We start from the raw sequence: 13678 nt of genomic DNA on the forward strand, positions 1-13678 counted from the left end.
AACGATGCCCAATGACCTTCAAGACCGAATCGTCTCCGTCGAGCCATCTCCGGGCGCATCGATGGACCGCACGCCGCGCGTGACCCGCCGACGCGGGATGGCCGAGCTCGAGGTCGGTGGCCAACGCCTACTCATCCGCGGAGCGGAAGTACACAACTCGTCTGCGTCGACCGCTTCGGCGGCCCGCGCATCATTTGCGAGCGTGGCGTCCATCGGGGCGAACACCGTCCTCGCCCCCGTGGCCTGGGAGGACTTCGAACCCTCTGAAGGGGAATTCGATACTTCCGCCGTCGACCGCCTTGTGGTCGCCGCGCGCGAAGCAGAACTCCGCCTGATCATTCTGTGGTTCGGAGCGTACAAGAACGGCGCGTCGTCGTACGCTCCCGGCTGGGTCAAGTCAGACGGGCAGAGATTCCCTCTCTGCCTCGACGACGCGGGGCGCACAACCCGCACCCTCTCTCCCTTCGCCGACACCACCCGCAGCGCCGATGCCCGGGCATTCGCGCAGATGACACGTCGCGTGGAGGAGATCGATTCCCTTGATCGAACGGTGGTGATGATTCAGGTCGAGAACGAGATCGGGCTTCTCGGCCACTCGCGGGACCACGGACCGGGAGCCAATGCATTATTCGCCGCTCGCCCGCCGGCGGAAGTCCTCGAGCTGACGGGTCGGTCACGCGACAGTGAGAACTGGACGGACGCGTTCGACTCGTCAATTGAGGCGGACGAGCATTTCATGGCCTGGGGCTTCGCCATCTATGTCGACGCATTAGCTCTCGCGGCACGGGAGCACACTGCCCTGCCGTTCTTCACCAATGCGTGGCTCAACAGCGACATCGATCTTCCCGGTTTCGCCCTGGCGGGCGGACAGAAAGCTGGCGACTATCCGAGCGGCGGGCCGGTCGCACCCATGCTTCCCCTGTGGCGCGCCCTCGCCCCGAACGTCGACCTCATCACTCCAGACATCTACTTCGGCGACTTCTCTGCCATCTGCGCTGAATACGGGCGCGCGTCCTCGGGCCTCTTCATCCCCGAGATGCGGCGAGACGCGACGGGCGCGGGCGATGTATTCGTCGCCGTCGGCGAACATCATGCGCTCGGAGTCGCACCCTTCGGCGTCGATTCTTTCCGGGGCGATGAGGCGGAACCGCTCAGGGACGCGTACACGCTCCTCGCCGCCATCGACGTCGACCTGGCCTCCGGACCGCGTCACGGTTTCCACATCCCCGCGTCGGCGACTACGGACGAACACGTCGTCGTCGACTTCGGTGACGTGCACCTCCGCGTCCGGCGGCTCGTACCTTTCGGCGAGCAGAGTCCCGTCGACCAAGGGGCTTACGGAATCATCGTGCGAACCAGCGAGACGACCTTTCTCGCGGCGGGCCGAGGTTTCACCGCGACGTTCGAAGACGCGCGCGGGGCCCGATCGATTGGGCTGCTCCGCGTGCTCGAGTACTCGACCACGCCGCCCGCTGTGCGACACGACCGTCGGGTTCTCCGCGCCCTGAACGGTGACGAGACGGCAGGAGGCACGGCGTGGCTGCACCCCGCCCGAGCACAACGACAGTCCGCGATCTTCCCCATTCCGATGTCGCTCGACCACAGCGGGCTGTCCTCAGCGAGCATCTACTTCGTCGACGGCGGCCGTGAGAGCCCAGCACGAGATGATTAGTCTTGATCGATGACACGGACGACGCCCACCCCGAAGCCACGGGGACCGTACGCCAAGACAGCGCGTCGTCAGCAGGACATCATCGATGCCGCAACGAACGTCTTCGCGACGAGCGGATACCACGGTGGATCACTCCGGGATATCGCGCGAACACTCGGGATGAGCCTCACGAGCGTCGTTCATCATTTCTCCACGAAAAGCGATCTCTTGATCGCGGTTCTCGAGAATGCGGATCACACGGGCGCTGACTGGCTCGAGGACCGGATGCGCGAAGTCGGAGTCCGGGTCGCCCTTCCCGAACTCGTCGAGTCGAACTTCCGTCGCCCGGAGCTGTTGCGACTGTTCACCATCCTGTCGTCCGAGGCGTCCGCCCCCGACCACCCGGCGCACGGCTGGTTCGCACGGCGTTACTCGCGCGTCACGAGCCAGATTGCGGAATCGATCGCTGAAGACCAGGCGATCGGAAGAGTTGCCGGCTCCGTGGATGCGCCGGAGGCGGCCAAGCTGATCATCGCCGCGTGGGATGGGCTTCAGTTGCAATGGCTCCTCACTCCGGACGAGCAAATGGGCGCGAGCTTCGAACGCATTCTGGCTCTGATCCTCACGGACGCCCAACGGTAGCCCTGCTTCCGAGGCGGACGGCAGCGACATTCCCGCCTTGATGCGGGATTCAGGTCAGGCGAGTTTCTCCGGCGCGATCAGCGCCAAGCGGAGGAAGGCGTTCCGCAGACCGTCGTCTTCGACGGCGTCGGTGACGAAATCGGCCGCCGCCTTCGCCGCATCGGTGCCGTTGCCCATCGCCACGCCCACACCGCAGGCGCGCAGCATCTCGATGTCGTTTCCGCTGTCGCCCACCGCGACGGTGTCGGCCATCGTCCGCCCCAACCGCTCGGCGAGCACCTCGATCGCGGCGGCCTTGTGCACGCCGCGCGGCGAGATCTCACCGCTCGCGGTGCCGAGTCCCGGCAGGGTGCCCCCGACCACGACGTACTCCTCGCCCAGCCGCGCCGTCACGAGGTCGTACGCCGAGGGGGCGTCGCCGTCGAACACGATCTTCGCGGCATGGTCGTAGCGGATCTCGCCCGGATCGAGCACGTGCAGCCGCACTCCGGAGTTCTCCATGTCGGCGCGCGTGTAGCCGAAGCTCGCCAGCACTCGCTGCATCCGGGCTCTGTGACCGGCGGTCGGATACACCCCGCGCCGGCCCTGGAGGCTGTAATCGAGCCCCAGCTCGTCGAGGATGCCCGCGACGCGCCGCGTCTGCTCTTCCGTGAGCTCGTTCTCGACGATCCAGTCGCCCTCGAACAGCACGTACGCCCCCGCGCCGGCGACGAGTCCGTCGAATCCGAGCGCGTCCACGCGCGGATCGATCTCGAGGGGGCTCCGGCCGGTCGCGAGGAAGACCAGGTGCCCGCGTGACCGTGCCTCCGCGATGGCGGCTGCGGCGGATGCCGGGATATCGCCGCGCTCGTTCGTGAGTGTTCCGTCGATGTCGATGTCGAGGAAGACGAGACGGGGCGCGGCGGGCGGGCGGCTCATGTGCACGACGACACCGTATCACCAAAACCAAGCGTCGTTTGGTTTATAGATTGCGCGAGGCGGCCGGGCACACTCAGTCCGCCTCCGCGTCAAGAATCAGATCGGCGATCGGTCCCTCCGGGAGCGCGATCCACCCTTCCCGCGCGGCGAGCGCCGAGACGTCCGCAGGAGGAGCGGAGGACGTCCCGCGCGCAGCGCTGCGCGCAGCGAGCGCGGCGATCACGGCGTCGAACGCATCCGCGGACGAGATCATCGCCGGCTCGAAATCGCCGACGTCCAGCCACGGCGCCGCATCCTGGATCGTGCGGAGCAGCCGGCGTCGATCCTCCGGATCGGTGCGATACCCGGCCGTCGCGAATCCCCACAACCGGAGCGACGCTCCCGGGTAGATCTCGACGACTCTCCCGCTTCCGGCCCGGTCGACCGGGATCCCCGCCTCGGCGATCCGGGCGAGCAATCCGGCGCAGCGCATCGCCGTCAGCCCCAAACGATCCGTCGATACGCTGAGCGGCCAGCGGCCCGTCCGTCGCCGGACGTCGCGGTCGGTCTCGCGGAACGCGAGCGTTCGCCGCCACTCAATCCCGCCATCGACAGTGCGAGAATCAGCGGCATCGTTCGCATGCGCGTGAACGAAGCGCACGAACTCATCGGGCCAGCCGAAAGCGCAGTCGATGCCGACCTTGCCGACGCGTCGAGCAGCGTCGACGACCCGAGCGTCGTCGACGTCGAGCCGCAGGTCCACCACGGTGGCCGACGATTGCCAGTCGATGATCGCCAGGGCTGTTCCTTTGCTCTGGGCGGCCAGGTCGACGCCCGCCGTCAACACTCTCGACCTGCATTCTCGGAGGAAGTCACCACGCCATCCTCCCCCGGAGGAGAGTGCGTTCGGCGGATGCCCGGATGCAGACGGCCCGCTGCGAGAATGGGGCGAGGACAGCAGGGATCGCCTCGCGGAGTGCGCATTCTCACGAGGAGGAGACGTCGATGGTGGGGCCGATTCTGCACGTCGACGCAGATTCCTTCTTCGCGTCCGTCGCGATGCGCCGACGTCCCGATCTGTACGAAGTGCCGTTCGCGGTCGTCGCCCACGTCTACATCGCGAGCGCGAACTACCCCGCCCGCGCCCGCGGCGTGACCTCCGGCCAGCTCGTCCACGAGGCCGTCGCGGCGTGCCCGGATCTCGTCTTGCAAGACGTCGATCGAGACGAAGTGGAGTCGGCGAGCGACCACCTCTTCGACATCTTCGGCCGCCACGCCGTCAGCGTCGAACCCGGCTCGCTCGAGGAGGCGTTCCTCGACGTCGGGGCACGAGACGGGACGGCCGCGATCGCCGCGGCTCGGGCCATCCGCGCCGAGACGAGCACCACCCTCGGCATTCCGGTCAGTGTGGGCGTCGCCCGGACGCGGCTGATGGCCAAGCTCGCGTCCCGCCGCGCCAAGCCCGACGGGATCTACACGATCGGGCCGCCCGAAGAGCGACACCTGCGCGCCACGCTCCCACTCTCCGAGGTGTGGGGCATCGGCGCCAAGACCATCGAACGCCTCCGATTGTCGGGGTACGGCACCCTCGGCGAACTCTCGACCGCATCCGACGAGGAACTCCGTCGGGTCTGCGGCGTGACCATGTCGCGACGACTCATCGCCATTCGCGCGGGGACCGACGAGTCGGCCGTTCGAGGACTCGACCGTCGCACGTTACTGTCGTCCGAGGGCGCGATCTCGGGTTTCGGCCGCGCCGATCTCCTCCCCGCCGACCTCGTGCAGCAGTGCGTTCGGCGCGTCTGTCACCGTGCGACGAGAGCCGGACTCCTCGCCTCGACGCTGTCGCTGTCGCTGCGCCTCACGTCATCCCGGAGCCTCGCGCCACTCAAGGCCGGTGCGCCCGTGCCGACCGACGATGCTGCGACCTGGACAATCATCGCCCGCACCCTCCTGACCCGCGGCCCGGCGGCCGGAGTGACCGGCGTACGCGTCACGCTGAGCGGCCTGATCGCCGCGGAGGACGTGACCCCGCCGCTCTTCTGACCGACCTCGACCCGCGAGCCGGGCGAGTACGATCAAGAGTGAGCGGTCTCACTTTCGGCTGACGCCGGGGACGCGCTGCCCTGCGCCACACCGGCGCCACTCGCCGTCCTCCCGAAAGTTGCTCGTGCACGCCGCTGCCCCCTCACCCCTGGACGGAACCGACGCAGCACTCGCGGCCCGCTCGCAAGGCAGCACTCTTCCGGCACGGGTGGCTCGTTACGTGTCGATGACGAAACCCCGCGTGCTCGCCGGGAACGTCCTCACCACCGCTGCGGGCTTCGCGCTCTCCAGCGCCGGCGCGTTCCGTCTCGATGACTTCCTGACCGTCACCATCGGGACGACGCTGATCATCGCGTCCGCCTGTGTGGTCAACAACGTCCTCGACCGCGACATCGACCAGTCCATGGCCCGCACGAAACAGCGCGCGACGGTCACCGGAGCGGTCTCCGCCCGCGCGGCCAGCATCTTCGCCGCGGTCCTGGGACTTACCGGTCTCGCGATACTGCTGTGGATGTCGGGCTTGCTGGTGGCCGCGATCGGCGTCATCGGGTTCATCGTCTACGTGTTCCTGTACGGAATGTGGTCGAAGCGCATGTCCCGCCACGGCACACTCGTCGGCAGCGTGTCGGGGGCGATCCCCGTGCTCGCGGGGTGCGTGGCAGCATCCGGGACAATCGACGCGACCGCACTCGTCGCTTTTCTGATGATGTTCTTCTGGCAGGAACCCGAGTTCTACTCGATCGCGATCTATCGGCGTGACGAGTACGCGGCCGCGGGCGTTCCCGTCGTGTCCGTCACGCGCGGAATCCCCCATACGAAGCGGCTGATCGTCCTCTACACGGCCCTCTTCAGCGTGAGCACACTCGCGCTTCCGCTCGTCGCATCCGTCGGGATCGTCTACACGGTCGTCATGGGCGCCGTCTGCGTCGCCTGGATGGGGATCGCCCTCGCCGGTCTTCGCACACGCGACGACGAGCGTTGGGCGCGGGGAAATTTCCGCTTCTCACTCTGGGTCGTCATGATCATGTGCGCGGCGTTCGTGGTGGGCCCGCTTCTGCCCTGACTCCTTCCCGCTGCGCAGGAATGTCGGTGATCCTCGTCGTGCAACGGCTCCCCACGCAGACGGAATCCCGACCGACGCATGCCCGCGAGGGCAGACCATCGGTGACAGTTCATGCGGCGAGAACGACAGATTGTGCGGCAGAGCGGGCGACCAGCGCACGCCACGATGGAATGACTGCTGGCACCGCTGCGCCGATGCAGGGTACCGATCTCCATCGTCGGAGATCTGCACACAGAGGAGTACACAGTGAGTTCAGCGACGGCTAAGCGGCCGATGTCGAACAAGAAGTTTCTCGCCATCTGGATCCCGATCGTCGCCGTGGTGGCCATCGTGGCCATCGGCGCGAACATCGCGATCGGAATGTTCCGAGGCGCGATCGAGTCGTACATGGGGGCCGGGACCTACGACATCAGCAATACCGCTGAAGGATCGGAGCTCGACACCGACTACTACGGCGCCGACTACGAGACCGTCGATGACGCCAAAGCGGCATCCAGCGCTCTCGTCGAAGAGATCGCCGGCGAGGGAATGACCCTGGTCAAGAACAACGGCACGCTCCCGCTTGCTGCGGGCGCCGTCACTCTGCTGGGTCGCGGTGCAGCCGATCCCGTCTACGGCGGCTCCGGCTCGGGCACCGCCGACACCCGGACGGCGATCAACATCCGCGCGGGCGTCGAGAACGGCGGGTTCACCGTCAACGGAACCGTCTACGACCAGCTCGCCGCGTTCGCAGAGGCGAACCCTGCGGCCGAGGGCGGACGCACCAACATCGTGATGGACAAGCCCGACGAGTCCAACTACAACATCGGCGAGATGCCGGTGGATCAGTACACGCAGGAATCCGTCGACAGCTTCGCCGAGTTCGGCGACGCAGCGGTCGTCGTCATCGCCCGCGGCGGCGGCGAGGGCGGCGATCTGGCGACGAACATGGAGCAGTGGGATGAGAACGCCGAGCCCGGCCAGCACCAGCTCGAGCTGAACAAAGACGAGAAGGACCTCCTCGAACTCGCGAAGTCGAACTTCGACAACGTGGTCGTCGTCGTCAACGCGTCGACCTCACTCGAGCTTGGTGCACTCCAGGACGATGAGGGCATCGACGGCGTTCTTCTCGCCGGATCTCCCGGTGCCGTCGGCTTCGGCGCCCTCGGCCCGATCCTCGCCGGCGAAATCAACCCGTCCGGCCGCACGGTCGACATCTTCTCGAGCGATTTCACCGCCGACCCGACGTTCGCCAACTTCGGCGACTATGCCTACAGCAACGTCGACGACGCCTACTTCGTGGACTACGAAGAGGGCATCTACGTCGGATACCGCTACTACGAGACGGCGGCCGTCGAAGGATTCATCGACTACGACGCGGCTGTCGTCTACCCGTTCGGCTACGGCCTGAGCTACACGGAGTTCGACTACGCGGTGACGGGGCAGAGCCTCGGAGCCACCGACGGAGAGATCTCCGTGGACGTCGAGGTCACCAACAGCGGTGACACGGCGGGCAAGGACGTCGTGCAGCTCTACTACACGGCGCCCTACACTCCCGGCGGCATCGAGAAGTCGTCCGTCGTGCTCGGCTCGTTCGCGAAGACCGATGTCCTCGAGCCCGGCGCGTCCGAGACCGTGACGCTCAGCATCCCGGTCGAGCAGATGGCTTCTTACGACAGCGAGGGCGCCGGGGCGTACGTGCTCGATGCGGGCACCTACGAGATCAAGGTGCAGACCGACTCGCACACGGTCGCGCCGGGGACCTCCCCGATCGCATACACCGTCGCCGAGACGGTCGCGTACACCGACGGTCGAGCCAGTGACGAGACCCCGGCGACGAATCAGTTCGCCGACGCGACGGCGCCGTTCACCGACGGCACTCTGACCGAGTTCTCGCGCGCGGACTTCGCCGGAACCTTCCCGAACGCCCCCGAGGGCGACGACCTCGTGGCGAACGACGCGACTCTCGCCGCGTTCGCTCCGTACGACGCCGCGGCTGCGGCAGAGGAGAACGGCGACGTCGAGGCACCGACCTGGGGCGCCGACGGCGACCTGTCGCTCATCGACATGCGCGGGCTCGCCTGGGACGACCCGGCCTGGGATTCGTTCCTCGACCAGCTCGAACTAGCCGACATCGTCGACATGCTCACCTCGGGTGCGTACAACACGGCCGGGCTCCCGGAGATCGGCAAGATCCGCACGAACGACCTCGACGGTCCCGCCGGATTCAGCTCGTTCATCAACCCGGACCTGTGGACCGGCACCGCGTTCCCGTCCGAGTACCTGCTGGGCCAGACGTGGAACGTGGATCTCGCCGAAAAGATGGGCGTCGCGATCGGCAACGAGGCGCTGACGATGGGCGCGAACGGCTGGTACGCGCCCGCCGCGAACCTTCATCGCTCGCCGTTCGCGGGTCGCAACTTCGAGTACTACTCCGAAGACCCGACCCTGTCGGGGATGCTGGCGACCGCCGCCGTCGACGGTGCGCTGACGAAGGGCGTCTACTCCTTCACGAAGCACTTCGCGATGAACGATCAGGAGACCAACCGTGTCAACGGCATGGGCATCGCGACGTGGGCCACGGAGCAGACCATCCGCGAGATCTACCTGAAGCCGTTCGAGATGATCGTCAAGGACGCCTCAGGGGAACTCAGCTGGTATGACGCGGACAACCAGAAGCAGACCACCGAGATCGGCGCGACGGCCATGATGAGCTCGTTCAACCGCATCGGGGCCACCTGGGCGGGCGGCTCGTCCGCGCTGATGCACGACGTGCTCCGCGAGGAGTGGGGCTTCACCGGCTTCGTCATCACGGACTTCAACCTGTACCCGTACATGTATGTCGATGAGGCGTGGGCCGCACGCGGAACCGATCACATGCTGACCTTCTCGGGCACGAAGACCGTCGACGACACGGAGAGCGCATTCGCGCAGTCGAACATCCGGTACGCCGCGCACAACGTGCTGTACACGGTCGCCAACTCCAACGCCGTCAACGGCATGGCCCCGGGCGCGACCCTGGCCTACCAGCCGGCCGCGTGGGAGATCTGGGTGACCGTGGTCACGGTCGTCCTCGGGGCACTGATCGTCGCCGGCATCGTCTGGATGGTGGTTCGCGTGCGTCGCCACCGCCGCCGCCCCGTCGTCACCACAGAAGACACCGCGTCGGCCTGATCTCGGTCCGACACCGAACGGGGCCGGGCGAGGTCTCCCCTCACCCGGCCCCGAACAGAAAGAACCATCGTGACTGACGTGAACGACACACTGGCGGACTTGAGCCTCACGGAGAAGGCTGCTCTGCTGAGCGGCGAGAACACGTGGCAGACGCGCGCCATCCCCGCACTCGGGGTTCCGCGCATCTGGATGGCCGACGGTCCGCACGGGGTGCGCAAGCAGATCGGGTCCGCCGATCACCTCGGCATCAACGGCTCCGAGCCCGCCACCTGTTTCCCGACCGCGGCCACGGTCGCCAACAGCTGGGACGAGTCACTAGCGGAGGAGATCGGCGCCGCACTGGGGCGCGAGGCGTCCGAACAGGGCGTGCACGTGCTCCTCGGGCCCGGCCTGAACATCAAGCGCAGCCCGCTCGGCGGGCGCAACTTCGAGTACTTCTCCGAAGACCCCGAGCTCGCCGGACGACTCGCCGCCGCCTACGTCCGCGGTATCCAGTCCGAGGGCGTCGCCGCATCTCCCAAGCATTTCGCCGTCAACAGCCAAGAACTCCGCCGCATGGTCAGCGACTCCATCGTCGACGAACGCACCCTCCGCGAGCTGTACCTCACGGCGTTCGAGATCGTCGTCCAGGAATCCGCCCCGTGGACGGTCATGAGTTCGTACAACCTCGTGAACGGCGAGTACGCGCACGAGAACACCCACCTTCTCCAGCACGTCCTGCGCGACGAATGGGGCTTCGGCGGGGCCGTCGTCTCCGACTGGGGCGGCAGCAACGACGCCGTGGCCGCCGTTCGCGCCGGCGGCACGATCGAGATGCCCTCCCCCGGTTTCGATTCCGCACGGGAGATCGAAGCGGCCGTGCGTTCGGGTGCTCTCGACGAAGCCGACCTCGATGCGCGGGTGCGCGAGGTCCTGACGCTCGTAGCACGGGTGACGGCTCGCCCCGTCCCCGCCTCCGTCGACGTCACCGCCCATCGCGCGCTCGCACGCCGCGCTGCCGCCGAATCCGCCGTTCTCCTTCGCAACGAGAACCGGATGCTGCCGCTCGCTACGGGCACTCGCGTCGCACTGATCGGTGATTTCGCGACCACGCCGCGCTACCAGGGCGCCGGTTCGTCGCTCGTGAACGCGCGGGACGTCTCCACTCTCGCGCAGGCGCTCGGAGCCAGCACGCTCGACCTCGTCGGCACCGCCCGCGGATTCCGCCGCGACGGCGTCGCCGATGCCGCGCTCGTCTCGGAGGCGCGAAGCCTGGCCGCATCCGCCGACGTGGTGATCCTCACGCTCGGACTTCCGGAGATCGCCGAGTCCGAGGGCTCTGACCGCGTCACGCTTGCCCTGCCGGCCGACCAGATCGCCCTCATGAACTCCGTCGCCGCCGTGAACGCACGTGTCGTGGTCGTGCTGAGCGCCGGTGGGGTGGTCGAGGTCCCGGCACTCGATGGTGCCGCCGCTCTCGTGCACGGTTACCTCGGCGGTGAGGCCGGTGCCGAGGGCATGGCTGATGTCCTCACCGGCGTCGCCGAGCCCGGAGGACGTCTGTCCGAGTCGATGCCCCTCCGACTCGCGGACACCCCGACCGCGGGGAGGTTCCCCAGTACCGCCCGCACCGCCGAGTACCGCGAAGCGCTCTCGGTCGGCTACCGCTGGTACGACGCATCCGGCACTCCCGTTGCCTTCCCGTTCGGATTCGGGCTCGGCTACACGACCTTTGCGTACAGCGACCTCCGGGTGCAGAACGGCATCGTGACGGTGACCGTCACGAACACCGGCGAGCGCGCCGGTAGCGATGTCGTGCAGGTCTACGTCGGGCGTTCCACGCCGAGCCGGATGCCGCGGCCCACGCGCGAGCTGAAAGGCTTCTCGAAGGTGCGCCTCGAGCCCGGCGCGTCGACGACCGTGCGTGTGCCGCTCGGCGACCGCGCCTTCCGCTATTTCGACGTCGATCTCGACTCATGGCAGGTCGAGGGCGGCGAGTACGACGTCTCGGTCGGGCACCACTCGGGCGATCACACGCTGTCGGAGACGGTGCACGTCGAGGAGTCGATCTCCGAGGGTGCGGCCGCGAGCGATCCGCACGCGGCGCGTGCGGAGGCGGGGCGAGTGCTCACCGATTCCGAGTTCGCCGCGCTCCTCGGCCACGACGTGCCAGCACCGGGCTGGGGAAGCGGTCCGCTCGGCTACAACGATCCGATCGACCGCATCTCGACGTCGAAGAGCGCGCTGGTGCGGCTCGTGTTCCGCATCCTCGACCGGCGCCGCCGCAAGGCAGAGGCGTCGGGGCACCCCGATCTCAACATCCTGTTCATGTTCAATGCGCCGTTCCGCGTGCTGTCGAAGATGAGTGGCGGCCTCGCCACCCGTCGCCTCACCGAAGCCGTCCTCACGGTCGTCAACGGTCAGGTCGTCCGCGGCGTGGGAGCGGTCGTGTCCGCCTACTTCCGCGGGCGACGTCTCGAGAAGACGAGCCGTGAGCGCTTCCGCGCCGCATCCGAACGCCCCCGCACGACCCGAAGGAGCCGGTGATGTTCACCGCCATCAAAACCCGCTGGACCACATTCGCGGACGGTCACCCGGAGCTGTCGAAGTTCCTGATGTTCTTCGTCTTCTCCAACGGCGTGACCCTCCTGCAGATCGCGCTCATGCCCCTGTTCCGCTGGGGATTCGACGCGTTCAGCGATCTCACGCAGGTCTCGTTCCAGGTGCTGCCCATCGGGTCGAACGTGGACGGCAGCCAGTACTACATGTTCAACTACGCCGCGGGTCCGCTCCCTGAAGGCGGCGGCGGCCTGTCGTACTTCCTGTCGGTGCAGATCACGCTGCTGATCGCACAGGTGATCAACTTCTTCCTGCAGCGCAACATCACCTTCAAATCGAACACCTCGGCCTGGGTCGCTGCCGGGTGGTACACGCTCGCGTACGTCGTGATCACGTTCGTCGCGGCCGCGGCGCAGGGTTTCTACAAGGCACCCATCTACGATTTGCTCATGAACATCTGGGGCTGGGGCGCGACCGGCGCGGTCGTCGCCGACGTCATCACGGTGATCATCAACTCGGCCATCTCGTTCTGGGTGTTCTACCCGATCTTCAAAGTCATCTTCCGGCAGAAGACCGTCGAGCCGACGCTCACCGGCGCCTCCGCTTGACCCGCCCGCAACACCTCGAATGCACACCGTCCCCACTCCGCTGCTGAGCGTCATCGTGCCGGCGTACAACGCCGTCGCGTACCTCTCGCGCGCACTCGACCCGTTGGCGACAGCGTCGCCGCGGGAGATCGAGGTCATCGTGGTCGACGACGGATCGACCGATGCCACGGGAGCCCTCGCCGACGCGTACGCGGCGGCCCTCCCCGATCTCATCCGAGTGGTGCATCAGCGCAACGGCGGCCACGGCGCGGCGATCGAGGCGGGGATCGCGCTCGCGCGCGGCGAGTACGTCAAGGTTCTGGATGCCGACGACTGGCTCGATACCTCGGCGCTGCTCTCAGTGCTCGCCACGCTGAGAGACCTGGCCGGACGCGGCGGTGTCGATGCGCTATTCACCGACTTCGTCTACGACCGCGCCGGGAAGAGCAACCGCGTCTCCCGGTTCGATACCGTCTTCCCCAGCGACCGGCTCTTCGGCTGGCACCAGACGGAACGGTTCGGAAAGCGTCAGCACCTGATGATGCACGCCATCATCTACCGCACCTCACTGCTCCGGGCGAGCGACCTCTCGCTGCCGCACCACACCTTCTACGTTGACAACCTCTACGTCGTCCGGCCGCTCGTGCGCGTCCGCACGATGTACTACCTGCCCGTGCAGCTCTACCACTACTTCATCGGACGGGCCGGGCAGTCGGTCGACGCCGACGTGATGCTCGCGCGGGTCGACCAGCAGCTCCTCGTGAACAAGCTCGCTCTGGGCGCCCTCCCGCCCGCCGCAGACGTCGCCGCCGGGTCCATCCCCGTCCAGCTCTATGCCGCGCTCCTCCACTACGTCGAAGCGCTGTGCGCGGTCACGTCCGCCACGCTCGCGCGGGGCGGCGACGACGCCCACCTCGCCAAGCGCGACGCGTTCTGGTCGCACGTGAAGCGCGAGAACCCGTGGGTGTACACCCGGATGCGGCGGAGTTTCATCGGCACGAGCAGCAATCTGCCGGGCGGCGCGGGCCGCAGGGTCACCTCGCTCGCCTACCACGTCGCGAGGCGCGTCGTGGGGTTCAGTTAGGATCGCGCGAGCGGGAG

10 protein-coding genes are annotated in these 13678 nt (G+C 67.4%); 8 read left to right on the forward strand and 2 right to left on the reverse strand.

Translation table 11 applies throughout. The features are described 5' to 3' along the window. Positions 1 to 4: 4 nt before the first annotated feature. Positions 5 to 1672 carry a DUF5597 domain-containing protein gene (locus LMI96_RS13040; RefSeq protein ID WP_228361799.1) on the forward strand — a complete coding sequence of 556 codons (1668 nt, stop codon included), beginning with the start codon at positions 5 to 7 and terminating at the stop codon, positions 1670 to 1672. A gap of 9 nt (positions 1673 to 1681) precedes the next feature. Next, on the forward strand, positions 1682 to 2293 hold the full coding sequence (locus tag LMI96_RS13045) for a TetR/AcrR family transcriptional regulator (RefSeq protein WP_228361800.1): 612 nt from the start codon (positions 1682 to 1684) through the stop codon (positions 2291 to 2293). Positions 2294 to 2347: 54 nt separating this feature from the next. Here LMI96_RS13045 and LMI96_RS13050 read toward each other — a convergent pair whose 3' ends face one another. Together LMI96_RS13050 and LMI96_RS13055 are read right to left on the reverse strand one after the other, a co-directional pair. After that, entirely contained in the window at positions 2348 to 3211 is an 864-nt protein-coding gene (locus LMI96_RS13050; protein ID WP_228361801.1) for an HAD family hydrolase, read from the reverse strand. 73 nt (positions 3212 to 3284) lie between these two features. Further along, the gene (locus tag LMI96_RS13055; protein ID WP_228361802.1) at positions 3285 to 4037 is read right to left on the reverse strand and encodes a DUF429 domain-containing protein; all 753 of its coding nucleotides are present in this window, start codon (positions 4035 to 4037) and stop codon (positions 3285 to 3287) included. Positions 4038 to 4195: 158 nt separating this feature from the next. Here LMI96_RS13055 and LMI96_RS13060 point away from each other — a divergent pair, with 158 nt between their 5' ends. The 6 genes from LMI96_RS13060 to LMI96_RS13085 all read left to right on the forward strand — a co-directional run bounded on the left by LMI96_RS13060 (position 4196) and on the right by LMI96_RS13085 (position 13661). After that, positions 4196 to 5236 (forward strand): hypothetical protein, encoded by a 1041-nt coding sequence (locus LMI96_RS13060; RefSeq protein WP_228361803.1) that lies wholly within the window; start codon positions 4196 to 4198, stop codon positions 5234 to 5236. A 220-nt stretch (positions 5237 to 5456) separates the two neighbouring features. Beyond that, a complete protein-coding gene (gene cyoE / locus LMI96_RS13065; RefSeq protein WP_308015771.1) occupies positions 5457 to 6299 on the forward strand; it encodes a heme o synthase in 843 nt (280 codons plus the stop codon). A 246-nt stretch (positions 6300 to 6545) separates the two neighbouring features. Beyond that, entirely contained in the window at positions 6546 to 9452 is a 2907-nt protein-coding gene (locus LMI96_RS13070) for a glycoside hydrolase family 3 N-terminal domain-containing protein (RefSeq protein ID WP_228361805.1), read from the forward strand. Positions 9453 to 9530: 78 nt separating this feature from the next. Continuing rightward, on the forward strand, positions 9531 to 11978 hold the full coding sequence (locus tag LMI96_RS13075; protein ID WP_228361806.1) for a glycoside hydrolase family 3 C-terminal domain-containing protein: 2448 nt from the start codon (positions 9531 to 9533) through the stop codon (positions 11976 to 11978). Beyond that, a complete protein-coding gene (locus LMI96_RS13080) occupies positions 11978 to 12598 on the forward strand; it encodes a hypothetical protein (protein WP_223722579.1) in 621 nt (206 codons plus the stop codon). The genes LMI96_RS13075 and LMI96_RS13080 overlap by 1 nt, the downstream gene beginning before the upstream one ends. A 19-nt stretch (positions 12599 to 12617) precedes the next feature. Continuing rightward, positions 12618 to 13661 carry a glycosyltransferase family A protein gene (locus LMI96_RS13085; RefSeq protein ID WP_223722578.1) on the forward strand — a complete coding sequence of 348 codons (1044 nt, stop codon included), beginning with the start codon at positions 12618 to 12620 and terminating at the stop codon, positions 13659 to 13661. Positions 13662 to 13678: the final 17 nt, after the last annotated feature.

Source organism: Microbacterium sp. cx-59 (assembly GCF_020805625.1).
In the GTDB taxonomy this organism is placed as follows: domain Bacteria; phylum Actinomycetota; class Actinomycetes; order Actinomycetales; family Microbacteriaceae; genus Microbacterium.

What these genes read in the sequence shown, in the direction of transcription:
- LMI96_RS13040 (WP_228361799.1), top strand. Translation starts at nt 5, where the DNA reads ATGCCCAATGACCTTCAAGACCGAATCGTCTCCGTCGAGCCATCTCCG.
- LMI96_RS13045 (WP_228361800.1), top strand. Translation starts at nt 1,682, where the DNA reads ATGACACGGACGACGCCCACCCCGAAGCCACGGGGACCGTACGCCAAG.
- LMI96_RS13050 (WP_228361801.1), bottom strand. Translation starts at nt 3,211, where the DNA reads ATGAGCCGCCCGCCCGCCGCGCCCCGTCTCGTCTTCCTCGACATCGAC.
- LMI96_RS13060 (WP_228361803.1), top strand. Translation starts at nt 4,196, where the DNA reads ATGGTGGGGCCGATTCTGCACGTCGACGCAGATTCCTTCTTCGCGTCC.
- LMI96_RS13080 (WP_223722579.1), top strand. Translation starts at nt 11,978, where the DNA reads ATGTTCACCGCCATCAAAACCCGCTGGACCACATTCGCGGACGGTCAC.
- LMI96_RS13085 (WP_223722578.1), top strand. Translation starts at nt 12,618, where the DNA reads ATGCACACCGTCCCCACTCCGCTGCTGAGCGTCATCGTGCCGGCGTAC.